Origin of the sequence: Alicyclobacillus fastidiosus (genome assembly GCF_026651875.1) — a bacterium.
Taxonomy (GTDB): domain Bacteria; phylum Bacillota; class Bacilli; order Alicyclobacillales; family Alicyclobacillaceae; genus Alicyclobacillus; species Alicyclobacillus fastidiosus.
Map to the genome: position 1 here is coordinate 4,575,802 of NZ_CP104067.1, position 23,365 is coordinate 4,599,166.

Annotated in this window: 15 protein-coding genes and 4 pseudogenes; 8 read left to right on the top strand and 11 right to left on the bottom strand. The window is 51.1% G+C overall.

All coding sequences use genetic code 11. From position 1 onward, the window contains the following. Window positions 1-96 precede the first annotated feature (96 nt). A complete protein-coding gene (gene bshB2 / locus NZD89_RS22490; RefSeq protein ID WP_268004930.1) occupies window positions 97-765 on the bottom strand; it encodes a bacillithiol biosynthesis deacetylase BshB2 in 669 nt (222 codons plus the stop codon). 216 nt (window positions 766-981) lie between these two features. Here bshB2 and NZD89_RS22495 point away from each other — a divergent pair, with 216 nt between their 5' ends. Together NZD89_RS22495 and NZD89_RS22500 are read left to right on the top strand one after the other, a co-directional pair. Then, window positions 982-2,094: an MFS transporter gene (locus NZD89_RS22495; RefSeq protein WP_268004931.1), complete on the top strand. Its 1,113-nt coding sequence runs from the start codon at window positions 982-984 to the stop codon at window positions 2,092-2,094. Beyond that, the gene (locus tag NZD89_RS22500; RefSeq protein ID WP_268004932.1) at window positions 2,079-2,279 is read left to right on the top strand and encodes a hypothetical protein; all 201 of its coding nucleotides are present in this window, start codon (window positions 2,079-2,081) and stop codon (window positions 2,277-2,279) included. The genes NZD89_RS22495 and NZD89_RS22500 overlap by 16 nt, the downstream gene beginning before the upstream one ends. 172 nt (window positions 2,280-2,451) lie before the next feature. On the opposite strand, the gene NZD89_RS22505 is transcribed toward NZD89_RS22500, so the two are convergent. The 3 genes from NZD89_RS22505 to NZD89_RS22515 form a co-directional block, all read right to left on the bottom strand. Then, window positions 2,452-3,618, bottom strand: coding sequence for an alpha-hydroxy-acid oxidizing protein (locus NZD89_RS22505; RefSeq protein WP_268004933.1), 1,167 nt, complete (start codon window positions 3,616-3,618; stop codon window positions 2,452-2,454). 231 nt (window positions 3,619-3,849) lie between these two features. Further along, window positions 3,850-5,505 carry a S53 family peptidase gene (locus NZD89_RS22510; RefSeq protein ID WP_431308733.1) on the bottom strand — a complete coding sequence of 552 codons (1,656 nt, stop codon included), beginning with the start codon at window positions 5,503-5,505 and terminating at the stop codon, window positions 3,850-3,852. Window positions 5,506-5,768: 263 nt separating this feature from the next. After that, window positions 5,769-6,254, bottom strand: coding sequence for a MarR family winged helix-turn-helix transcriptional regulator (locus NZD89_RS22515; protein ID WP_268004934.1), 486 nt, complete (start codon window positions 6,252-6,254; stop codon window positions 5,769-5,771). 188 nt (window positions 6,255-6,442) lie between these two features. Here NZD89_RS22515 and NZD89_RS22520 point away from each other — a divergent pair, with 188 nt between their 5' ends. The 3 genes from NZD89_RS22520 to NZD89_RS22530 all read left to right on the top strand — a co-directional run bounded on the left by NZD89_RS22520 (window position 6,443) and on the right by NZD89_RS22530 (window position 9,250). Then, window positions 6,443-7,348: an NAD(P)/FAD-dependent oxidoreductase gene (locus tag NZD89_RS22520; RefSeq protein ID WP_268004935.1), complete on the top strand. Its 906-nt coding sequence runs from the start codon at window positions 6,443-6,445 to the stop codon at window positions 7,346-7,348. Window positions 7,349-7,426: 78 nt separating this feature from the next. Further along, entirely contained in the window at window positions 7,427-7,771 is a 345-nt protein-coding gene (locus tag NZD89_RS22525) for a hypothetical protein (RefSeq protein ID WP_268004936.1), read from the top strand. Between the two features lie 267 nt (window positions 7,772-8,038). After that, on the top strand, window positions 8,039-9,250 hold the full coding sequence (locus NZD89_RS22530) for an MFS transporter (protein WP_268004938.1): 1,212 nt from the start codon (window positions 8,039-8,041) through the stop codon (window positions 9,248-9,250). Window positions 9,251-9,404: 154 nt separating this feature from the next. On the opposite strand, the gene NZD89_RS22535 is transcribed toward NZD89_RS22530, so the two are convergent. Further along, window positions 9,405-10,037 carry a chloramphenicol phosphotransferase CPT family protein gene (locus NZD89_RS22535; protein WP_268004939.1) on the bottom strand — a complete coding sequence of 211 codons (633 nt, stop codon included), beginning with the start codon at window positions 10,035-10,037 and terminating at the stop codon, window positions 9,405-9,407. A gap of 593 nt (window positions 10,038-10,630) precedes the next feature. Here NZD89_RS22535 and NZD89_RS22540 point away from each other — a divergent pair. Beyond that, window positions 10,631-10,762: pseudogene (locus NZD89_RS22540) on the top strand (hypothetical protein); the annotation flags it as partial. A 256-nt stretch (window positions 10,763-11,018) separates the two neighbouring features. Here NZD89_RS22540 and NZD89_RS22545 read toward each other — a convergent pair. Further along, window positions 11,019-12,656, bottom strand: a complete 1,638-nt coding sequence (locus tag NZD89_RS22545) for a 2-hydroxyglutaryl-CoA dehydratase (RefSeq protein ID WP_268004940.1) — start codon at window positions 12,654-12,656, stop codon at window positions 11,019-11,021. A gap of 26 nt (window positions 12,657-12,682) precedes the next feature. After that, entirely contained in the window at window positions 12,683-16,153 is a 3,471-nt protein-coding gene (locus tag NZD89_RS22550) for a BadF/BadG/BcrA/BcrD ATPase family protein (RefSeq protein ID WP_268004941.1), read from the bottom strand. Between the two features lie 486 nt (window positions 16,154-16,639). Between NZD89_RS22550 and NZD89_RS22555 the strand changes: the two genes are divergently transcribed. Continuing rightward, window positions 16,640-17,755, top strand: coding sequence for a glycosyltransferase family 4 protein (locus NZD89_RS22555; RefSeq protein WP_268004942.1), 1,116 nt, complete (start codon window positions 16,640-16,642; stop codon window positions 17,753-17,755). 375 nt (window positions 17,756-18,130) lie between these two features. On the opposite strand, the pseudogene NZD89_RS22560 reads toward NZD89_RS22555, so the two are convergent. Together NZD89_RS22560 and NZD89_RS22565 are read right to left on the bottom strand one after the other, a co-directional pair. Then, window positions 18,131-18,337, bottom strand: a pseudogene (locus NZD89_RS22560) (DUF1657 domain-containing protein). A gap of 289 nt (window positions 18,338-18,626) precedes the next feature. Continuing rightward, window positions 18,627-19,609, bottom strand: a pseudogene (locus tag NZD89_RS22565) (IS1634 family transposase); the annotation flags it as partial. Window positions 19,610-19,676: 67 nt separating this feature from the next. Here NZD89_RS22565 and NZD89_RS22570 point away from each other — a divergent pair. Next, window positions 19,677-20,841, top strand: a protein-coding gene (locus tag NZD89_RS22570) for an IS3 family transposase (protein WP_268004537.1) whose coding sequence is annotated in 2 segments (ribosomal slippage) — window positions 19,677-19,933 and window positions 19,932-20,841 — 1,167 coding nt in all. Because the reading frame shifts where the segments join, the coding sequence is not laid out codon by codon here. An 80-nt stretch (window positions 20,842-20,921) separates the two neighbouring features. Here the strand turns inward: NZD89_RS22570 and NZD89_RS22575 are convergent. Continuing rightward, window positions 20,922-21,596 (bottom strand): annotated as a pseudogene (locus NZD89_RS22575) (IS1634 family transposase); the annotation flags it as partial. A 653-nt stretch (window positions 21,597-22,249) separates the two neighbouring features. Further along, complete coding sequence (locus NZD89_RS22580) at window positions 22,250-23,248, bottom strand: phosphotransferase enzyme family protein (protein WP_268004944.1); 999 nt, start codon at window positions 23,246-23,248, stop codon at window positions 22,250-22,252. Window positions 23,249-23,365 lie beyond the last annotated feature (117 nt).

Here is a 23,365-nt window from a genome sequence, read left to right on the forward strand (position 1 = left end):
TTTTGGGGTTTCGCAATGAAACGTGAAGGCGGTGGATGTAGCCGCATCTCATGGACGCACGGGCTGCCCCACGTTTCATTGTCACCCTTTGACGAATTAGAATGTGTACGTATATAATCCGTAGCGGCTAAAGCGTTCCATGGCCCGCTTACGGCTTGTCTCATCTCCATGTAGCTCCTTCTCCACGTGTGCGATGTACGTAGCGGTTTGCGATTTGTGGGCCTTCCACGCAAGGTACACCTTTTCCCAAACCGCACTCGTATCGAGGACCACGTCACACGGCCCCAGCACTTCCTCGTGTCCCCGGGAAAATGCCTGACACTGCAGGACTGGACGGACTTGTGCCGGCAACTTGGCGATGGCCCGAACGGTAGCATGCGCAATGGCTTCGTGATCCGGATGCACACAATAGCCTGGATAGTACGTGATGACGAGCGACGGATTGACTTCCTCAATCAGGCCGGAAATCAGCCCGGTCAATTTCTCAGGATCTTCAAACTCGAGTGTCTTGTCTCGAAACCCCATGAGACGCAAGTCTCCGACGCCAAGGTGTCGACAGGCCTCTCGCAGTTCTCTCTCGCGGATTTGTGGCAGTGTTTCGCGGTTGGCAAACGGTGGGTCCCCCATGTTGCGCCCCATTTCTCCCAACGTGAAACAGGCGTAGGTAATCGGTGACCCAGCTGCTGCGTGCAGTGCGATGACACCCCCGGTCGCCATCGTTTCGTCGTCCGGGTGCGGAAACACGACCAACACATGCCTTTCCAATGAACGTTCCTCCTATGCTCAAAAGACACAACCGACAACACTGCAACAAATGATTGTGTGGCACTATTTGCAATTTACCAAATAAGCGATAAAGATAGAAGTGTGGGCCGGAACCAGGTGGCCCATGGCGAAGGGCGACCACTTGCGACATCCCCCTTCGCAAAGGAAACGACTATCCGGTAGCATTTGGGTATGTCAACACACTAGGGGGACCTCATGGACACAGATATCTGTGCAATTGAAACTTCACGGCGGTCCCTATGGCGCCATCACGACTTCCGCTCTCTGTGGTTCGGGCAGTCGATTTCGACTGTCGGCTCGCGTATCACTGGCGAGGCATTGCCACTCGCCGCCGTACTGGCGCTGCATGCTTCACCACTTCAAATGGGCTGGCTCCAACTCGTGGCCGCCATCCCGATTTTGCTCTTCGGTATGTTCATCGGCGCGATGGTGGACAGGCACGCCCGTCGCCCCTTTCTCATTTGGACAGACTTCCTGCGCTGCTCGCTGCTTCTGGTGATTCCCGCAACTGCCATACTCGGGCATCTCGCCATGTGGATGCTCTTTGTGATTTACCCCGTCCTCGGGCTCTTGACACAGACGTTTAACACGGCGTATCAAACCTATCTCCCGAGCCTCGTCGGTCGAGCGCATTTGGTAGAGGCGAATACAAAACTCAGTATCACGAGTTCAGTCGCAGAAATTATCGGCCCTGGGTTGGCCGGAACACTCGTGCAGGTATTCACAGCCCCTATGACAATTCTTCTAGACGCCTGCTCGTACCTCATCTCGGCCGTGACGCTGCTTCGAATTCGTCACAGCGAACCGAAACGCCGGCCACCGTCGGCAAGGCTGCAAAAGCAGACGCTCATCACTTGTGCTTTGCAACTACTGCGCGAAGTTCGAGATGGCATTCGCTACATCGCCGACGACAAAACGCTCCTCGCATTGACTGCGACAGCTGGCGTTTTTGCGCTGTTTGCAGGCATCATCTTCAACATGGACGTGCTGTACGCGATTGACACGTTACATTTACACGCCGCACAATTCGGGTTAACCGTGACCGTCGGGGAATTGGAGCGCTCCTGGGCGCCGCACTGTGCCAGCGGATCAGTAAGGTGTTCGGTTTTGGACCCACACTTGTCGGCGCTGCGATACTCAACGGAATGTGCAGTTGGTTCATTCCGCTCGCCCGCGGCGGCGCGTGGCAAGCCACGCTATTCCTTATGGCGGCACAACTGTTTGGAGATTTGTTCGGCGTCGTCTTCGAGATCCTGGAATCGAGTCTGCGGCAAGGGGTTGCAACAGATGCGATGTTGGGACGCGTGAACGCCACACTCAACTTGCTTGGCAATACATTAAATCCGGTAGGCGCCGTCGTTGGCGGACTCATCGCCACCGCGTTCAGCTTGCGAATTGCGATGGTCGTGGGCGTCATCGGCATCACGCTCGGCGGGCTCTGTCTCTTCATCGGGCCGATTGTCGGCCGCAAAGCACTACCGGAAGGGCGTTAATCGCAATCTTCAGACGCCACTGTTCGACGGACTTCGCGTCCATCACGCAGTACAATACAGTTTGAGTACTTCGACCTATCCCTTTCTCGGACAGTGTGACGGCGTCATATTGTCCCTTTTTTTGTCACTTTGGACAGGACAAAGGCATCGCCACCTAGTACCAGGCCGCACGTTAGACGCGGACGACATGTGCTCCGTTAAGCGTCTCGAGGGACCGATGCCCCGAAAGCGCCAACTGCAAATCGAGTTCCGCTTTCCACTGGTGCAACAATTCCACAACACCTTCACGCCCGCCCACCGCCAGCGCATACGCGTAGGGACGCCCCAGGAGTACCGCGTTAGCGCCCAGTGCCATCGCCTTGGTCACGTCGGCGGCGCACCGAATTCCACTATCCATCATGACCAGATAATCCGGTTGCACGACATTCCTCACGTCGACCAACGCATCCAAGGCCGCAACGCCGCCGTCGATCTGGCGCCCGCCGTGATTGGACACCACCACGCCGTCCAGCCCCATTGCCTCCACGCGCGCTGCATCGTCCGGATGGGTGATGCCCTTGACGAGGATCGGCAGGTCGGTCATATCCCGAATTTCGGCGAGCTGCTTCCAGGTGAAGGAGGGATTGACGTAGATCGATAAAAATTCTTGAATGGCTGCTTGCGGGTTTTCGCGAGGTGACTGGGTGAGGCGGGAGCAGAAGGCGGGATCGGATAAAAAGTTCGCCATCCCCTCGCCGTGCAGGAAGGGAAGATAGGCGTGCTGGAGATCGGCTTCGCGCCATCCAAGCATCGTCGTGTCGACGGTGACCACCACAGCGGAATATCCACTCGCCTGTGCGCGATCTAAGAAACTCCGAATGACATCCGTGTCCTTCCCGGGGTACAACTGAAACCACCGCACCGACGTCCCCATCACTTGTGCCACCTGCTCCAGCGGGACCGATGAGACCGTGCTCAGGATAAACGGGATATCCGCATCTGCGGCGGCCTTCGCGGAGGCCAGTTCGGCATCGCGGTGGAGTATAGCCTGAACCCCAACTGGTGCAAGCAGAAACGGGACGGGAAACTCCATGCCGAGAATCGACACGGACAGATCTCGATCCGCCACATCTCTCATCATCCTCGAACGAATCCGATAGTGACGAAAGGCTTCACGATTTGCCTTCATCGTGTCCGCCAGTCCCGCTCCCCCCTCGAGATACCCCCAGGCACATTCCCCGAGCATCTGCTGCGCAGCCTGTCTCCAACCGTCTAGTCCCACGGGCCACGGCCAACTGGACTTGCCCTGGGTCGACTCCCCGTACATCCGCATCTGTGCTTCAAACCCGAACTGACTCATGGTTCTTCTCCTCCCGCCCCACGATGAATGCGCTTTCCACTATCATACCGCAGATCCCTTTCAGAGGGGCGGTCAAGTCGCGAGGACGGTGGGCCAGTTCGGAATCGCAAACGAAGTGACAACCAGATGGCTCTCCCACTGACAAAATGGGACGGGTGGGGGTTACGGTCCCCCGCCCGTCCCATTGTCATCGGGAAAACAAGCGCCATTGTGCCCCTGTACCCACATCCTCTAGGTCGTGCTACCAGCGGAGCGGAGCAAGTTCACCAACTTTGTGCCATTGGGGCTGCCGAGTCCGGTACAGGCATCCCAGCCTGGTCGAGCTTGGTACGCTCCGTCTGTCCCATTGACATCGTTATTTCCGCTGGTGATGTCGTGAAATGCGCCGTCTGCGCTCGGCAGCCCGTAGAGAATCGGGTTGAGAAAGCCGACCGGATGGCCAAGTGTATGATTCGCGATGGCGATGAGCCCGGCCCAAAGCGGTGCGACGGCGCTGGTTCCACCAATCGCTAACGTCTGCCCATCGACGAGCACCTGATAGCCGGTGTCCGGGTCGGCGTCGCCTGCGACGTCGGGTACGCCCCGCCCCACGTGTCCACCCGGATTTGCCGACGGCGGAACGTTCGCGTTCGATTGCCAACTGGGCAGAGGGAATACGGCACTGACCCCGCCGCCGGAGGCGCCGCCAGTCGACCCGTCGTTCCACACCACCTCACTCAAAATGGTGCCGTTCGATGCTGTGAGACGCGTACCACCGCACGCCAGCACGTAGGGAGAGGAAGCCGGAAAGTCGACGTGGACTTCACCGTCGTCGACACTGTCCGCAGATCCGTCATCCCCGGATGCACAACAGACCGTAACGCCTAAGGCCGCGGCATCCTGAAAGGCACTATTCATCGCCTGCATCGCCTGCTCGGTCCACGTGCTCTCCGCCCCGCCCCAACTGATCGAGAGTACGGAGGGCTTGTTTGTCGTGTCGTGCATGGCCGTGGTGATGGCGTTCAGGAATCCTGCGTCCGTGTTCGGCGCAAAGTACACTACAATCTTAGCGCCGGGTGCGACGGAGGCTGCTACTTCAATGTCGAGATCGACTTCGCCGTCCGGGCCATTCGCGTCGCCGGTTGGCTGGTTGGTCGCCCCGTCGACAGAGACGGAGGATATGGTTGGCGTGGGAACGCCAAGGCTGGAGAAGTATTCCTGGAGGGCGTCGAGGTGATACCCTCCACCGAGCTCGATGATGCCGATACACTGGTCGTTGCACGTGATGTTCTCTGGAAAATTATATAGCTGAGCCACTTCCGGAGGGGTATAGGACGTTTGTGCGGCCAAGGCCCGTGTTTCTACCACTTCTCCGTGGTGGATGCGGAAATGGGGTTTCGTCTGTGGCCGGTTGTCGAGCCCCAACACTGCCACCACGATGTCGGACAGAGGGGCAGGGATGTGAATGGCGCCGGTGTGACCTCGGTACTTAAAATCTGGGTGCTCATACATTGCGAGTTCAACCCCAAACGCCTCGTTGAAGGACGTCGTCGTGCCGGACAACCCCACGGTTCCTGCGGCTGAATTCACTCGCTCCACCGTCAGACCGTGGTCCTTCGCAAAATCCTCTACCATTTTCAGGTCGTCGGCAGCCACCCCGTGGGCCGCCGCAAACTCCTCGCGGCTCATGTGACGGCGCTTCGCGAGGGGCACATCGCTCAGTTTTGCAACCGCCTGGGCAAGCGTTGCAGATGAGCGGCGACGCAGCACCATCGTCACCAAAATGCGTTCGTCGAGATCTGCGGGACCGACGTGTCTTGCGCCAGGGACAGCCTTGCGCTCGCTTCCGAGGATGGGCGTGTCTGCTCCACGTTCGCTAGATTGCATAGAACTCTTGTCCAAACACATCATTCTCCTTTCTGGTTGAGAGAAATGAGACGACTGATTGAGTATTCATGATAACATAATGAATCTTAAAATAGCTCTCAGTTGAACGAATTCAGAACGGGGGATTTCCTGCCGGTTCGCTGGATGTGCGCAGCGGCCTTTACTGATTTGTGCTGGCCGCCGGGCGGGTACGTGCGAATGACCACTTTGATTTCTCATGTGACCAACAGGCCGTTGTCGCTCATGATCTAAGTCCGCCCGCACCCGCCCGCGACGACAGTCCCCTAGCGGGATTCGCTGTCGAGGATGGTGTCGACATCGGCGGTGGCTGCGACCTCCGCCAGTTTTTCTAACGTGTTGAGCAGTTGCTCTACCTCATTTTGCAGGAGTTGAGCCAGATGATGATCAACCAGGCGGTTGTGCATGTCCACGGCGTCGTCAATCACAGATCGGGCGAAATCGGTCAACACCACATTGACCACTCGACGATCCTCCGTGTCTCGCTCCCGACTGACGTATCCATTATTCTCTAATCGATCCAGCATCACGGTGATGGCGCTCGGCTTCACGTCCATCTTCCCCGCCAATTCCGAGACGGTGCATCGATCAGACTGACGAATGTGATAAAGCATGAAGATCTGTCCTCTGGTCAATCCCTCGATTCGGGCCACAACAGGCTCGGCAATGCTCTTTCCAAGCTTGTGCAACGCCAATTGCAACCGCCCTACGGCGGGGCTGAGCGCATTGGTCAACTGCGGTTCCTCCTCCATGCAGGATCACCTGAATGAAATTTAACGGGTCAACATTTAAACCATAGAAATGCAGCGCTACAGAGTCAATCATTTTAAAGACTAAAATAATACCAATTCCCTTCGATTCACGAATTGTTCACACCCCTACCCAATTTTGCGGTTTGAAGGCGAACACTTCGGGCACGGTAAGAAAAGCTGAAAGGAGAATGGCCTTGCTATACGACTGTCTGATCATCGGCGGCGGCATCGCGGGGTTGCAGGCCGCCATTCAACTTGGACGCTATCGACACACCATCTTGGTGATTGATTCGAATTCGGGTCGCTCAAATATTTGCCGTGCATATCACAACATTCTTGGTTGGCCAGACGGCGTAAGTGGCCCCGATTTGCGGCGAATGGGCCGGGCGCAGGCCGAGGCATGTGGCGTCGAATTCGTTCAGGCAGAGGTGACGCACGCCTCGCTCCACGACGAGACGTTTCGGGTTGAAACCAGCACGGGTGCAATCCACCAAGCCAAAAACATCCTCATCGCCACGGGGCTCGTCGACCGAATTCCGGACATAGAAGGCATCCACTCCTGTCTAGGTGCAAGCGTCTACGTGTGCCCTGACTGCGATGGGTACGAAATTATCGGTCATCCCACGGTCGTCATCGGTTCCGGGGACATCGGTGCCCACATGGCCCTGACTCTTTCGTACTGGTGCGACGACCTCACGTACATCGATCACGAACGAACAGGCATCGACTCCGCGCATCGAGAGGAACTTCAAAACAAACGTATCCCGTATATCGACGTCCCAGTTCAACAGGTCCTCGCGGATGGGCCAGCCGTTTCTGGGGTTGAACTCGCGAATGGACGGCGTATGCAATTTGAACGTGGCTTTGTGGCCTTCGGCGGCAACGTCGTCCGGTCCCAACTCGCTGTCGACTTAGGCGTCACCGTCCTCAAGAACAAGCACATCCCCGTCGACGCGCGCACCAAAGAGACCAACGTGCAGGGCGTCTGGGCCGCTGGGGACGTCGTGGCACACTCCGAACAGGTGACCATCTCGATGGGCGATGGCGCCCAAGCGGCCATTTGGATTCACAAGCGCCTGATGAAGCACTCCTAGGATCCGGCAAATGCCACACCCTCCACTCGCCGCGCTCGCATACTGTGGTAGCGCACGAGTAGGAGGAGGAGTGTTAAAATGGCGGATGGACCAGAGTCCACGACGCTACAGGACAATTGTCTACGTGTGATCCAGGAACTGCTGGAGCGAGGACTCGCAAACGTCCACGGGTTGGAACAGACATTGCTTCGCGAGGCCATCCGGCGAGCGTACCCGCGACTCGAATCGCGAATCCGGGCGGCTTCCGTTGAACAAATCACCGAAGAAATCGAGTATCTGCGGGCCAAGTTGAACGAAATTTCACCCGAGGAACCAGCGGTCAATCCCAAAGGCGTGGCGAAGCGAGCAAAGAGGCGGGCGGCAAAGTCAAACCGACCTAGCGCACGAACCACTGGGCGGCCTCAGCCGCGAGCTACACGATGACGACCCAGGGGGACGCGTGGGGCGAGGCGCCATCAAATGCTGCACCATGTATAGATCTGACCGCTCATCGCCGGACAGAGAAATAGAGTACCGGACGTACTCTATTTCTCTGTTTGTGTCGACAGACCGATATCGGTACACACCCCCGTCGCTCCAATCGTCCCACCGATAGTTCTTTCTGAAATTTTGCCCTCTATGGTATTTCGACCACAAAAATAAGTGAATTGGGCGTAGAATAATTGGAAAACACAGAGGGCTGGTGTGGGCATGGAAGTGTGGAAGAGAAACTTGGTCATCCTATGGATTGGATCCTTCATCACGTCGGCCAGTTTCTCGATGGTCATTCCGTTTTTGTCGCTATTTTTGACGCAAATTGGCGTACATACCCACTTGGCCCTGTGGTCTGGCGCGCTCTACAGCGCGGCGTTCTTGGCCGGTGCCATCGCATCGCCGTATTGGGGCTCCCTCGCCGACAGGTACGGGCGAAAGCCGATGATCGTCCGGGCGGGCATTGCACTGTTCCTCGTGTACGTCCTCACCGCGTTCGTCACAAATCCATACGAGCTGTTGGGGCTGCGCCTAATGCAGGGACTACTCTCGGGATACATCCCAGGGGCCATTGCGCTTGTCGGAACCAACACGCCGGAGAAACGAGTCGGATTTGCGCTTTCGATGATCTCGGCCGCAACGGCGACGGGGGGGATTGTCGGGCCGCTCATCGGCGGCGTGATCGCTCGAATTTGGAGCAACCGCATCGCTTTCGCCAGCGCGGGCGTGCTCGTGGCCCTCTCGACTATCTTAGTCATTTTGTGGGTGCGAGAAGAAAAGTTCGTACCGGCGGCACATCGTTCTTCCGTGGTTGGCGCGTTTCGCGATGCCGTTCACAACAAACCTCTGCTTTCGGCACTCATGCTGAATATGTTTACGGCCTTTTCCATCATGACCGTAGAACCCGTCATCACGCTTTACATCGCGCAGTTGAATCACACGACAACAAACGCTTCGTTCATCGCCGGGATCGTGTTTTCGATTTCGGGTATCGCGAGCGTCGTGTTCGCGCCCGTGTGGGGGAAACTTGCGGATAAGATCGGCTTTACGAAAGTACTTTTATTCGGACTATTTGGCGGGGCCGTATGGACCTTCATGCAGTTGCCGTTTCACAACGTCTGGGCGTTTGCCGGCGTTCGCTTTATCTATGGCGCCTTTTTCTGTGCCGTGTTTCCGGCGATTAATGGGCTCGTGGTCAAATCGACCGACCCCGACTTTCGCGGTCGCGCTTTCGGCTTGAACCAGACGGCGAACCAGATAGGAAACATGCTTGGTCCGACTGTCGGCGGCCTGGTGGCTGACGTGCTCTCCATTCACGGCGTGTTTTGGGTCACCGGCGCACTCCTCACAGCCGTTTCGACGATCTCAGTCCTGTTTACGAAGTCGACGCTCAGCTCCACGCCATCGGCCGTTCACCGCGAGTCGACGTAAGGTGACAGGCGGCAAGTCGTCAGGACATGCCGCCTGTCGTCGCGTACCTGCCCACTTTCGCAAGAACACTGAAGCCCTACAACTGTATAATTATCAGCAATCACTGCGCAGACTTATGAGATTTTCGCCCCGTATAGTTTAACAACGAATTCAGTTAGTCCGCTTTAGTTCTCATATCTGCAATACGTTGGAAAGCTGTCGGTGATCGACCATCTTCTAATCTCTTTCTGATGAAGTCAGCACACTCCTCGGAACTGAGCTGTGAGGTGTCGACCTCCAGGTCATAGATGCCTGGCACATGAACCGACTCCTGCCACAACACAACAGGCCGCGGCACAGATCCGTCCTCAGCATAACCCATATTCCACGTAGCGATCCTTCGTTCCATCACCGTCTCTAGTGGGCATCTCACGCCCACAAGCAGAACAGGCAGATCCTTTAGTATTTCCGCACATTTCGGGAGAATGTTTCGCGATTGGGAGTATACATCGTGATGCCAGACATCCACCACTACGTTTATCCCCAGACGACTGTGCACAGCAATGGACTCATACATAGCACGATACAAGGTCACGATGAGAGGCTCAAGATCAGGGCGTTCTCCCCCGGGACGAAGACCGATGCCAGGCTGGTAGCGCTCGGGAGTCATTTTCTTAAATTGACTACCTCCTAGATTCAGCCACACACCATCAAACGTGTTCTGGATCACGGTAGCAATGCTGGTCTTCCCAGATCGCGGAGTACCATTCAGGATAACTATCTGTCCGGGTTTATTTTCGTGTGCCACACGTGTCCCTCCATGCACCTTGTCTATACTGCGGGGCGTGTCGATGCCACACAAGCAATACAAGCTCCTTCTCGTGCTGGATGCGAATTAAGTTCGGAGATGTACTACAGAGTTGAAGTTAGCATGAGATTTTTAGATAATGTAGTCTATATTCTCAGTTTATTTTTCGGTATCATAAAACTCGAAGGAGATTTGCTGCTCTTAAGTCCTATGTCGCTTAACTGCCCATAAGCTCAATACCAGAAGCGGAACAAAGATGCATGTTCATGCAAACCAGCTACTTGCGGATTCTTCAACTAACTCCCGTTCAAGAAGTCCATGACTTGGCTTTGTTCCCGTGAATTGTTGTTTCTGAGCGGAAATTGTGTAAGATGCCTACAATCCGATCTCAATGGCTTAATATATCCCCTTGTGGTACCAAACTCACATATCTTTCGTAGTACTCTGGATATCCGTTAGATAATGGTCGTGTACGCACCTGACTCCTTAATTTCGGTTGCTTGCTCTCATAGGAAGCAATGGCTGTGCTGTCGATGGCAAGGTGTGTTCCGTCAATGATACCAGCGTCTTTGCACTGATATGGTGAACTACATCAGGTATCTAATTTGTTTGTGGCTGATAGCAGCGTATTACCACCGTACATTGGGGGAACAAATCCCGCCTTAACGATTGTTGCGGTGGCGATCCGAACAGCAGATTATATTCTTTACCGATTAAAAAATTGAACGCTGTAAATTAGAGGAATGCTTATGGAAATAGGAATCAACAGGCCTATACGAAACTAACAAATTCGACTCCAGTATTCACAGTGCATCAATACAAGAGCCGAATCTGTCACCTATATATACCATGTTTCAGCTACGAAACATGAATTGACTTTTCTACCCGATAATCCAGATCTTCGAGCTGTCTCAAATGGACGTATTTAGGAACGTGGGACAAGGATGAGCACTCTATCGTTGCTTCTTACACAAAGCCAAGCTAAATTCCTTCCATCTCGTGTTTGTTTCGCTGCAGCGAAAATCCGTTCAGAAACGTGCGCATATCATATACTGTATTGGCCGCGGTACAAGCAACCACGTGTCGACTTGATTGCAACGGATCGCTCAATTTTTTACGTCCCAAACCGCTTTGAAGCTTTTCAACCGTATAACCTTTTCTTGTAATAGCTTCGTCAAACTCCTTCTGTGCACCCTGTTTTGCCTTAAACAACATCATCTGAATACGACTGTACACGTTGATAGCACCATCTCCGGTCGTTTCAATTGGGAGAAAGATGGCTTCGGGATATTTCTCGGTGATCAGTGATTGAACCCCATCCGACACACCCGAAGATGGCATGCAGCCAAACGGTTTTACAGAAATCGTCATGTTGGCCTTGTGCTTGACCATATTCAGAATCAATTTACCGACTTCCATATGACCTTCTCCACCACGCAGTTGGTTATTGTAGTGTTGGTGGGCAACCTCTGCGATCTCATCCATGTTGGGTAAATGATAACCCCGTAGTCCAATGGTCCGAGCATAGGTTTGAAACATCCCACGCAGGACGCCGTCAGCTAGAGCGAGCCCACGCATACGCAAGAAGGGACTTACTCCTTTTAACCCTTTACGACCGGAATCCGCCGTGCGCAAGTTCATTCGTTCTTTTGTGTCGTAGCGCCCAGCCCAGATCAGATAGAGAATCCAAGCCGTAACCGATTGTACTTCGACCTCAGCTCCTTCGCTCTCTAAGAACCGTTGTAATTGGTAATTACCGTCGCCTTCCGTTGTCATCGCCCAAAACTCACCAAGAATGCTTACTTTAGGTTTTACCTGAGTCCTATCCACCTGGATGGTACGCAATTCCTTGCGACATTGTAACAGCGCTGGGAACAGCCACTTTTGCCCAGTTAAAGCGTCGTATAAATGCTTTTTACAACGAACCAGAGCCGCATCTGTGGAACCCGCCTGGATTTCGTAAGGACGGATACGATAGCCCACTGCATTCAAAATATCTCCCAACAAAACCGCTTTCAAAAAGCCCAAGAAAAAAGACATATCGAGCTTTAGGGCAGACTCTCCACCGGTCGCCTGCTTTAACCCACTTTGCTGTTGGAACAACAGTACTCGAAATCCGTCAAAACCAGCGTCCCGAAGGGCCTTGCGATATTCCGTAACATAAGTTCCGAAACGGCAAGGACCACACGATCCGCTGGTTACAAAGAGGTAATTCCTCACGATTTCTTCCTTCGACTTTCCCTCCTCATCCCGAAGCTGAGTAAGATATTTAATTAAATTCCCAACCGTGAAATACGTTGGGTTACACTGCCCACGGTTCCCAAATTCCTTTCCGTAACGCAACGACTCAGTATCCGGACAGTCCAAATGTTTGACTTGATATCCCAACCCACTAAGCGCACCTTCTACCAGATAATCGTGAGCCATGGTCAACCCACCAAAGAGAATCGTCGTGCTCGCTTTATCCTTGTTTAAAAATTGACGAGGAACGGGATCGAACCACTGCTCCCTAGTTAAAGAACTCAAGCCCAACGCTTTTTCCTGTTCCGCTTGAAATCGACGAAGGAGTTCTTCTTGAGACGGCTTCTTTGTTTGTTCAGTAGTTTTTGTTATCGACATCTTTGCTTCGCTCCTCGTTTTTAATATCAACCAACGACTTGTCCATTTTTTTGCTGGCTCAGCAACTCGGCACGTTTTTGCTCCAAGAGTCGCGCTAATTCCGCCTTCTTGTGGGCAAGGTCCTCCAAGCGCTCTTCCTGAAGACCAAGACTATGCGCATAGGTTTTCACACGTATTTTGATCGAACCGCTTGGTTTATTTGCATCAATATCGTGTAATGCGGAATAAGGCGTTCCAGCCGTTGAGATGATGGAGTCAATCAACCCGTAGGTAGGCGCATCATGACCACACTTAAAGCTAGAGAGATCGAGCACCGCGATGTTGGGATGACGTGCCGCAAATTTTGCTGTCCAAACTTTTTGAACGCTGTTCGAACTGAAATTTTCAGGCCACACATCACTCACTTCCATCGCGTACTCAACACGCCCAGTTTTTAGGTCTTCACTGAAAAAGCGCTCTAGCCAAGCCTCATCCTTCGGAATGGAACGCATAGATAAGATGGGATAACCCAGGACTTGAAACTCTTCCAAAACGTTGTGATTCAAACCCGGGTCAGAGTGGTACGGTCGACCAATCATCAAAATGGCGATACGATTTTCTTGTTCCACCTGCTCGAGAATCTCCCGGCCGCGGTTCTGAATTTCAGAGTCAAACATTTGCATTGCCTTCCAGCCCTGATCCACTGCAAAGTCACTTTCATCCTCGGTTATCTGCAGGTACTCCCGAAACGCCTCATACAACTGTTTCTTCATCAAATTGAGTTCCGTAAATGTTACCGCCGGATCTAGATAGGTCACTCCTCTGGTTTCGAAAAAGTTAATCTCCTTTGTGAAGGCAGCCTTTATGACGTTTGGTGCGCCAGCCACAATCGGACAACTCGTCGAATCCATCACATTCTGCAGAAAGGTCGGAATGTGGGTAATACATGGGAAGAAAATATAATCAAGTTTCTTTTTCTCATGGTGTTTAAACAACAAGTTATGCACATGCGCTTGAGCGACTTTTGAGGGGTAACAAGGATCTATGCTTCCATATTTCCCGCCTTCCTTCCACATGTCCTCACTCGTATAGTCGCTAAATACAATGTTTCGCTCATTAATGCCAAGAGTCTCAAAATAGGTTCTCCAAAACGGCGCCGTCGACCAAATATTGAGTACCCGTGGAATGCCAATGCGAATCCCTTTTCTCCACTCCGCTGCTTCCGTGGACGAACGCTGAAATTGCCGCTGATATAACGTCTTCCGTATTCCTCTGAGCCCGAACAAACTACGTCCTAACCGAACATCGTCAACTCTAGTGTCTGGTTCCGGCAACGAATCCGGACTGTAGAAGTGTTGGAACATGCGACGTGCTTCATATTCCACCAAATTAGGGTAATGTTTTTTGAGTTCCTGTCTATCCTTGGTCAATTTCACAACGGCTTCTTTGTCTTCAACCGTTCCCTTCTCACAGCTAAAACCGGAGATATAGCGGGCCGTTTGACCGTCCGGGGTCTTTGAGTCGATAAACGTTCTACTGCAATGATTGGGACAAAACGTACAACGCGTCGATTCGTCATTCCGGGACACGTACTGTAGATTTATTGCTGTATCCAGTCCTAGAAATGTTGAATACCCACGGCGTTTGACAACCCGTAGAGTTTCCATAGCCGCTCCAATCGCTCCGGCTTCGCCTGGGTGAGGATGAATGTACACTTCGGCATCAGGAACTCGCTCTTTGATGTAATCGACTTGGGCTTTTACAGCGGCCAAATTATATTGTGTTCCGCCCTGTAAAACGAATTTGCGGCCAAGTTCAGCCATACGAGGTATCTGAACCACGTACTGCCAAACGTTTTTGGGCAAGACTAGTGCTAGTCCAGCCAGTAATTCTTCCTTCGAGTATCCCTCCTTTTGAAAATTGACTCTGTCCGCATCTAGAAATACAGCGCAGCCATATGAAAACTTGGGTGACAGTCCCGCCCTAAAGGCCGTGTCCGCATATTCCTGAACCGGGATACCAAACTGGTCTGCCATAGCTTGAAGCAACATTCCGTTTCCTGCGGAACACTGGTTGGATAATCTGAAATTGCGTATATCCCCGTTTTTCATAAACAGTACCTTGATGTCCTGACCACCGATATCACAGATGACATCGACATCACCAAACTGGTAAACGGCGCTCATCATATGAGCCACGGTCTCAACAATATTGACATCCGCTCTCAAAGTTTTTTCTAAAACATCCGCCGCATATCCAGTCGCACCAAAACCGATAATTTCCAGCTCCGCACCTTGCTGGTTTACCTTACTCTGAATCCGCTTCAACATTTCTTTTGTATCCTCGAGGGGGTTACCTTTGGAAAGTTGATACTCCTTCAGCAGAATGTCTCCATTTTCATCAACGAGAACGGCTTTAGATGAAGTAGAACCACCGTCAAGCCCAATCGCTGCTCGAACCCTTTGTCCAGCCGTAAAGGTAGCAGGCGTAAATCGTGGAACCGTGTAATTTAGGCGAAAATCTTGTAGCTCATGTTCGCTGCTTACAAGCGGCGGTCCCGCATTTTCTCCTAGTTTCGCTTTGCGGCCGTGCGTAATAAATTGTTTGAGTGCTTCCAGCCCCGTATAGTGACCAACACTCAGGGGCTCATGCAGTCCATATAGGACTGCACCGTAGGCTGCGTAGTACTGCGAATTTTCAGGAACAAAAATCAATTTATCCAAGGGCATGTCTTGTGGATAATCGTAGCCTCTCCCTTGCCAGGTTTCGGGGATCCGTTTTCTCCAGCACTCTTGTAGGAACGGTAAGTATGTATTGGGACCACCCAGCAAAAGAACACGGTGGCGTAACGTGTTGCCGCGGGTCAATACGGAAAGGTTCTGCATTACAATGGCATCAGCCAGAGAGCACATGATTTCAGCGGATGGGATTCCGCTTTTCACCAAATTGACTATATCGGTTTCAGCAAAAACACCACACTTGGCAGCCACATGGTGTAATTTCGTATCGTCAAAGCGTAACTTGCCGACTTCCTCCGTGGGCATGCCTACTTTAATCATGCACTTGTCAATGGTTGCACCTGTGCCAGACGCACACTTGTCGTTCATTGAGGTCAATGCTTGTCTGTCGCCGGTCTCCTCATTTACCTTGAAGATAATGATCTTGGCATCCTGCCCCCCTAATTCAATGACACTCCCTACATCAGGATGAAGATGTTCCACCGCCATGGTCACGGCATTCACTTCCTGCACGAACTTTGCCCCAATGTGCTCGGCAATTGGGCCACTACCAGATCCCGTCGTGAAAACGCGAATGTTTTCTTGTTTAACGTCGGGAAATTCGTTTCCGATCGTAACTAAGAATTCCAGAACCTTTTCGGCCTGTTTCGTATGGTGTCGTTGATAATCTGACCAAAGAATCTCTTTACTGTCTGGATCTACCACGGTTGCTTTAACGGTTGTTGAGCCCACGTCAATACCTAAAATTAAGGATTTGCACGATTGACTCTCGTGAACCATATATGCTCACCATCCACTGAATTGATATTTTATTGTGCCAGTGATTGAGCATTTTATACGCAACCATAAAGACTGACTTAGAAGCGGCAGATTCATACCTTGAACTTAACATTGTGTGTTACCACTCAGACTCATGTGAACTATTAACCGCTAGTTATCATCGGTGTGTGTACTATTACATGTGATTCGTCACTTAATAATGCCGGATCGACCTATCCGCCAATTACGGTGGGTACATGTATACGAAATAAAGCGTTGTTTCAGGGGTTATGTCATTTTCGATGTCCACCACATACACATTTTGTCATCAGGTACCATATGACGATCCAGCGGCTCGTACAGCGGAGCCTATGTATCCCAATGATTTCACTGGGCTATATTATCCGGCAGCGGTACAAGTGGCTTTGCGCAATCTCATGAACGAGACTCTGTTCTTTCAATCATGAAACAGTGTCGCTTACGAACAATCGGGAGGTCAGCTGCAGGATGAGAATCGCTATATTTTCCGAAACGTTCTTACCCGGAACTGACGGAGTTGTTACCCGTCTTTGCAACACGCTGAAACATTTGGAAGAGGCTGGGCATGAGGTACTCTTGATTGCTCCGAACGGTGCTCCGCCGAAGTATGCGTCGGCGACAATTGTGGGTGTACCGTCATTTCGTTTCTTTCTCTATCCGGGGATAAACTTTGCATCCCCGTTGGCAAAAGTCGGAAAACACCTAAAACAGTTTGAGCCTGAACTCATTCATTCCGTTAATCCGGGATTTTTAAGTTTCGCAGCCATCTATTATGCGAAAAAGTATCGTTTACCCCTCATCATGTCCTATCACACGCTCATACCAGCATATGCGCGCTACTACAACTTAAGTTGGTTGGAACCAGCCTTGTGGCGGTGTTTCCGAACGATACACAATTGTGCAGATATCAATTTGTGCACCTCTCAGGCCATGCTCAAGGAGCTTGCTGCCCGTGGATTTCGCAACCTGGACCTGTGGGAGCGAGGTGTCGATTTACAGTTGTATTCGCCGATGCGGCGTTCTGATGCCATGCGCAGCCGCCTCACCAACGGGGATCAAAATGGGAAACTAGTGCTGTATGTTGGGCGGTTGGCCGCAGAAAAAGCCATTGAACGCTTACGGCCCTGTTTAGACAAAGCACCGGATGTTCATTTGGCGATTATTGGGGACGGTCCACATCGGTCAGAGTTAGAGCGCGTTTTTGCAGACAGCAATACGATTTTCACAGGTTATCTGTTTGGCGAAGAATTGGCCGAAGCATATGCATCGGCCGACGGCTTCGTCTTTCCTTCGACCACCGAGACACTTGGTCTCGTCTTGTATGAAGCGATGGCCAGCGGATTACCAATCATGGCCGCAGACAGCCCCGCATCTAGGGAGGTGTTAGATGGCGGCGCCGCTGGTTTCATTTTTCAACCGTTGAACCCTGATTCGATATATCAAGCTATGCACGACATGTTGTATGACGTTGCGAAACGAAAATTTGTAAAATCCCGGGGGCAAGAGATAGTTCAGGCCCTCAATTGGAGCGGACCCACAAAGCAACTCGTCAACTATTACAGTAGTCTATTTAAATCGAATTAAGTGGTGTCAGTACACCATGATTTGTAAATGGCTTAAGAATTTGTTACTCCTAGGATTCCTGTTAACAGCGGGCTGCGACCGTCAAGTCCGCGCAAGCACATCATACGTCGCGACAGAAACAGGCACTGCGTGGATTTGTCTTTTGTCTCCGAGGAGAGACTCTGGCCAAGGTTATCCACGTCTGATTGTTTGTGAACAGTTTTAATCGGAGAAACCATGGCATGATCGATTCTTAGGGTTTTTCCTAGGGTATCGTCTCTACCATTTGAACGGAATACTTAGAATTGATTATCCATAAAAGAATAGAGCTACGTGACTTCAATAAAAGACGAAAGCGGCTCGGTGCCAACTTCCATCTGGTATGCTGTCCAACGATTAAGATTGTTTGTATTGCGGTTCTTCTTGCTCTAACTGTTGAACACGTTGTTCTAACGTATTAACAATGGTGTTTGTTTGATTCTCAGCATCCGTGTACACTTGTTTTGCCTGCTGATTCTGGGTTTACAGAGCAAATTGTTCAAAACTCGCTTGTGCACTTTTTAGCCCTACTAGCGTCTGTTTTACTTGGCTATAAACCGTCATAATGTTCAATCCCCTTGTAAAGTGGTATAGGCGGTAACGGTAGTTCACTCGCCATACATGAGATTCTCCAGTTCGGATGTGAATTATATATCTACATTTCAGTAATACTGACTATTTGTTGGGAATTCTGGAGTCCGAAGGAGATAGAACATGAAAAACCAGCATACAAGCAGATCATGTTCTAAATCTGCGGGAGTGAGACTCGGCTTCGACAGTCGTAGATACACGAAATCCCGAAACCCGTTGGTGCTTCTAGGATTTCGGGACTGTGGATAACTTCGTGTGGTGCCTACAGCGTATCTGTGGATATGTCCGAGAACAACGGTGGATATTCGTAACCCAGCGCTTTCAGGATTTGTGCCTGCTCCGGGGTTACTTCTGTTCGCTGCCGGACTCTGCCGCTACCAGCTTTGTAGGTTACAAGGTGCATCTCGTTCATGACAGAACGGATCTCTCGCCATGTGTGGCTAGTTCGGTTCTCTGCCACCCGAACCAAAAGTAACGAGAGCCAGCACAGTAGTACATGTGCCCGAATCCGCTCATTCTTCCTGTGGTACATCGGGCGCAATTCCATGGTCTGTTTCAGAGAACGGAATGCCGCCTCAACCTGCCAGAGCTGCTTGTATCCAAGGGCCACATCTTCCGCGGACAGTGTGTCGTCTGAGGTTCGGATCAGATACTTTCCGTCCAGTCGTTCCATCGCCTTAACCGCCTGGTGGTCAACTGTGAGATTGCCACGCTTGTCCGACTTCAAGTAACGCTTGAAGGTCGGGTGACTTTGCAATCGACAGTGCGCCTTGGTGTGTGCGTCGTTATCCAACTCCTTGAGTCGTGCGAGCTCTGCTTCCAGGGCCTTGAGGTGTGCCTCGCGCCGAAACGCATCTCGGCGAGCTTCATCTGGGTTGCGAACGAGCACATATCGGACCCGTGCCTCACCGTCTCCTACGACGATTTCCTTTATCTCAAGGTTATCCCGTATCGTTTTAAATCGCCCAGGACGAGACATGGCATCTTCGACTGTCTGCTTCCCAGAGGTCATCTTCTCTCCAGCAATGTAATGCCCTCCGGCTTTCTGGAGTTCACGTAAATTGTCCTCCGAGCTGAACCCACGGTCGACGACCGTAACGACGCGTCCGAGACGCCAGCCAATGAGGTCCTTCTTTACTTCTGGAATGACGGTCATGTCTGACGTGTTCCTGGCCATACCCAACACCGCACAGGGATGCCGTCTCGGGTCACTGCAAAACCAATTACGACCTGCGGTAAGTCTGGTGCTAGGTTGTAATAGTGGACACAACGAATCGGGAATGTAAGAATAAGGCGATTCGAGGTGAGCCACATGACACAGAAGTACGACAAGGAATTCAAACTTCATGCAGTGCAATTGGCTTTGGAGAGTGGGAAAACGACGAGCCAAGTAGCTCGGGAGCTAGGCGTATCACAAAAGACGTTGTATGGCTGGATGTCGAAATATAAGGAGGATCCGTCCGCCCCGTTTGTTGGGAGTGGGAACCTCAGGTCAGAAGCTCAGACAATTCGTGACTTAGAGCGAGAGCTACGCGATCTTCGAGAGGAGAATGCAATCCTAAAAAAGCTATGTGCATCTTCACCAACGACCGGAAGTAAGGTATAAATTCATCCACAGACACCGCTCCAAATTTTCGGTTGAGAAGATGTGCAAAGTGTTGGGTGTATCTCGGAGCGGGTATTATGCCTGGCGTGAACGACCTGAGAGTAAGCGAGCCAAACGTCGGAAGCGAATAACGAAGCGGATTCATCAGATATTCGTGAAATCCCGTCGTCTTTATGGCAGTCCTAAAATCACGCAGATCCTGCGCCAGGAAGGCGAGCGTGTGGCGCAGAAGACCGTGGCCAAAATCATGCGAGAGAATCAACTGAGGAGCCGTACCGTTCGCAAGTACAAGGCGACCACGTATTCGAACCACGATTATCCGGTACAGGAGAATGTACTGAATCAAACGTTTGTAGCAGAGCGACCCAACCAGGTGTACATGGCAGACATCACCTACATCCCAACGGACGAAGGATGGGTCTACCTGGCTAGCCTAATGGACCTTTATAGCCGTAAGATTGTGGGCTGGCGTGCGGGAGCACGGATGACGAAAGAGCTGTGCATCAGGGCACTGGAGCAGGCATACGAACGCCAAGACCCAACAGAAACCGTGCTGCATCATTCGGATCGTGGGAGCCAATATGCCTCTCATGACTATCAGGACAAGCTGCGAGAATACAAGATGGTCGGTAGCATGAGTCGCAAAGGTAACTGTTTTGATAATGCGTGCATCGAGTCGTTTCACAGCATTATCAAGCGAGAGCTCGTCTATCTGGAAAAGTTCAAAACGAGGGAACAGGCAATCCGGCGGATCTTCGAATACATCGAGGTCTGGTATAACCGGGAACGAGTTCACTCATCAATCGGTTTTCTAACACCGGTTGAAATCGAAAGAAGATATTTCCACGCTATAAGAGCTGCAGCAAGCTGAACGATAACAGGCATCATATCAGAATATTAAAACTTATAATTTCTCTGTTTTGGGGTGTCCATTCTATTGACTTAATACCAGTCCGGCCGGTGGTCCTTGGAGTAGCCGGGTTGCTTCAGACTGTCTTCTTCCGGCTCGTCATCCATTTCAAAGTAGCTTGACGTGGTGTCAAAGAACAGTAAGTCGACTTCCAGGTTCAACAAGTCGGCGACAGTCTCGAACACTTCTCTCTGGATGTCTACGTCCGATTCAATCAGGAAATCCATTGCACGGTACCCCTGGTGGACCTCAAAGTTCTCAACACCGGGGAGTGCGACGTCTCGCTTCACCCAGTCCTCCATGCCAAGCTTGCTCGAGGGGTCCAAGGCTCGATTGGCGACCATCGCAAAGATGGCCCGCTCTATCGGGGCTTCATATTTGCGCTGTGCCAGACGCTTGGATATGGCTTGACCCACGCCAAGTTCATGCCACAACGAGTCGACGATATAAGCGGTGCCAAACGTTTTGCTATCGAGCAGACTCAACTGCACGCTATCCTTGGGCTCCGACGCAACGGGTTCATCACCAAGGAATCGTGAGATGCTCGCGGCAAGCCTCTTCAATCCATCCATATCCACTTCATCTTCACGCCCGAAGTGGTAGAGGACTTTCGCTTGGGGATTGCCGGTCTTGGGATTGCGTTCATTATGGGCAAGCTGCACGTAGGACGTGACAGAACCGTTTTTATTTTTTCGTGATATCCGCCGTATGTACATGTCTACATTTTAAAATAATATGTTCTACGAAGTCAACTACTGTGGATAACAATACTAGTTATCCACATAAATTCGCATGCCTACAACTTTTTGTAAAAATGCCTACATAAAATAACCGGAATTCCGCGCCGTTACGGGATTCCGGTTATCCACAAATGCTTATAAACGGGTTGTAACTGTCGAACCCGAGTGAGACACTTTTACTGATTAGTCTCCGCTTTAAGATATAGTGTCCATGATTCTTCCCTATGAAGTTTATTAATGGGTTCATAAGGTTCATAACATGTGCATCTAAACTCCGCATCCCTTATTAGTCAAGTGATCACGAACAATAAAGTTGTATACTCAAAATCCTTGTTCGGTGACCTGCGAACAGGCGTCAGCTTATCCCTTACAAGTAAAGTCGTATACTGAGGTGGCAAAAGAAGCGTGCATGGGTACATGTAGGAATATGTAAATGTATTCCGGGTGGTCTAAAGGTTTCGAGGCCATTAAACAAGGTTTTGTATACATGCACAATTATGCATTTATATGCCATCCTCAAGTGTGCTCGTTATTGAACATTCGCCCCCAATGAAGAAGGGAGCCGATGCTGTTTTATATGTAAATCGATAGAGTTTTTCATATTTTCTGGAACTACGAATCAGACAGATCTATAAATGCAGACGGCTCATATCGACTAACGGCAACTGATTCTCCATGTTTGTTCGCGCTCGTCTTAGAAACTCCTTGGACCATTCGTCGAGTTTATCTAGTTTACCGTTTCTATAGAGAGACGAATACAATATGGCTTGGCGTAAATCGAGAAATGTAGAGAGATGTGTTAAACAATCGCGTCCTAAAGTGTTTTCTCTGTCGTACCCTTCGAAGACATAAGTTAGGTATCTTTGAGTAAATGCAAGTTCGTCTTCGTCGCCGGAGGGTACGGCAATTCCATAAAATAAGTTGACCGCAATGTCCTGAATGAACCATCCATATTGGCTCTCATCGAAATCAAACACGGTGATGGTTCCATCAGATTGTACGGAGTAATTACCGAAGCAAAAGTCGCCGTGAATAAGTCCATAGGATTGATCATCGCATGGCATTTGATGAACTCGTTGCATTAGGTTTTCGAAATTCAGGTGAACTAACTCCTGTGATGCCGGTACGTTTATAGAGAAATCACGAAGATACGCATTAGCGCTCCAGACGAAACGTTTTGGTACCAATGCCTCCGGAACGTAGGCTTTCGATAGACAATGGATTTGACCAAGAATTCCGCCTAACCGTCGAAACTCCTCGTTTTGAGATATCTCTTCCGTCCAAGGAGAGCCAGGTGCTCTTTCAAACGCGACGAAAAAAAACTCCTCTCCCCCCTTATCTACAAATGATTCAATAAACGCCCCTTTGATCGAATGTATTGGGCGTGAAACACGTACTCCGTTTGTCGCAAGATAGTTGACCCAGTCTAATTCGGCTTGTATTAGGTCTTTGCTTCGATGGGATCCGTGTGTAATGCGTAAAACATAGTGGAGTTCCTCTAACGAAAAACCAAATACAAAGCTTTGATTCTTTCCTAGAAGAATTAAATCCGATCCACAAATTCCATATCGCCTAGCCGCCTCAGAAATCACGAAATCAGTAAATTTCGTCATTATGCTCTGTCGCATAGTTCACCCCTAATAAATCGCTTAAGATCCATAGGTTCCAAAGATTGCCACGAATTGGGTCTACTTTCAGTCCGTTGTTTGTTGGATTAAACTGCCCCTGTGCGACAGAAGGACGAG

Bases quoted from the DNA above. Each gene is read 5' to 3' on its own strand.
- NZD89_RS22495 (WP_268004931.1), top strand. From the start codon at position 982: ATGGACACAGATATCTGTGCAATTGAAACTTCACGGCGGTCCCTATGG.
- NZD89_RS22500 (WP_268004932.1), top strand. From the start codon at position 2,079: ATGTTGGGACGCGTGAACGCCACACTCAACTTGCTTGGCAATACATTA.
- NZD89_RS22505 (WP_268004933.1), bottom strand. From the start codon at position 3,618: ATGAGTCAGTTCGGGTTTGAAGCACAGATGCGGATGTACGGGGAGTCG.
- NZD89_RS22510 (WP_431308733.1), bottom strand. From the start codon at position 5,505: ATGTGTTTGGACAAGAGTTCTATGCAATCTAGCGAACGTGGAGCAGAC.
- NZD89_RS22515 (WP_268004934.1), bottom strand. From the start codon at position 6,254: ATGGAGGAGGAACCGCAGTTGACCAATGCGCTCAGCCCCGCCGTAGGG.
- NZD89_RS22520 (WP_268004935.1), top strand. From the start codon at position 6,443: ATGGCCTTGCTATACGACTGTCTGATCATCGGCGGCGGCATCGCGGGG.
- NZD89_RS22525 (WP_268004936.1), top strand. From the start codon at position 7,427: ATGGCGGATGGACCAGAGTCCACGACGCTACAGGACAATTGTCTACGT.
- NZD89_RS22530 (WP_268004938.1), top strand. From the start codon at position 8,039: ATGGAAGTGTGGAAGAGAAACTTGGTCATCCTATGGATTGGATCCTTC.
- NZD89_RS22545 (WP_268004940.1), bottom strand. From the start codon at position 12,656: ATGTCGATAACAAAAACTACTGAACAAACAAAGAAGCCGTCTCAAGAA.
- NZD89_RS22550 (WP_268004941.1), bottom strand. From the start codon at position 16,153: ATGGTTCACGAGAGTCAATCGTGCAAATCCTTAATTTTAGGTATTGAC.
- NZD89_RS22555 (WP_268004942.1), top strand. From the start codon at position 16,640: ATGAGAATCGCTATATTTTCCGAAACGTTCTTACCCGGAACTGACGGA.
- NZD89_RS22580 (WP_268004944.1), bottom strand. From the start codon at position 23,248: ATGCGACAGAGCATAATGACGAAATTTACTGATTTCGTGATTTCTGAG.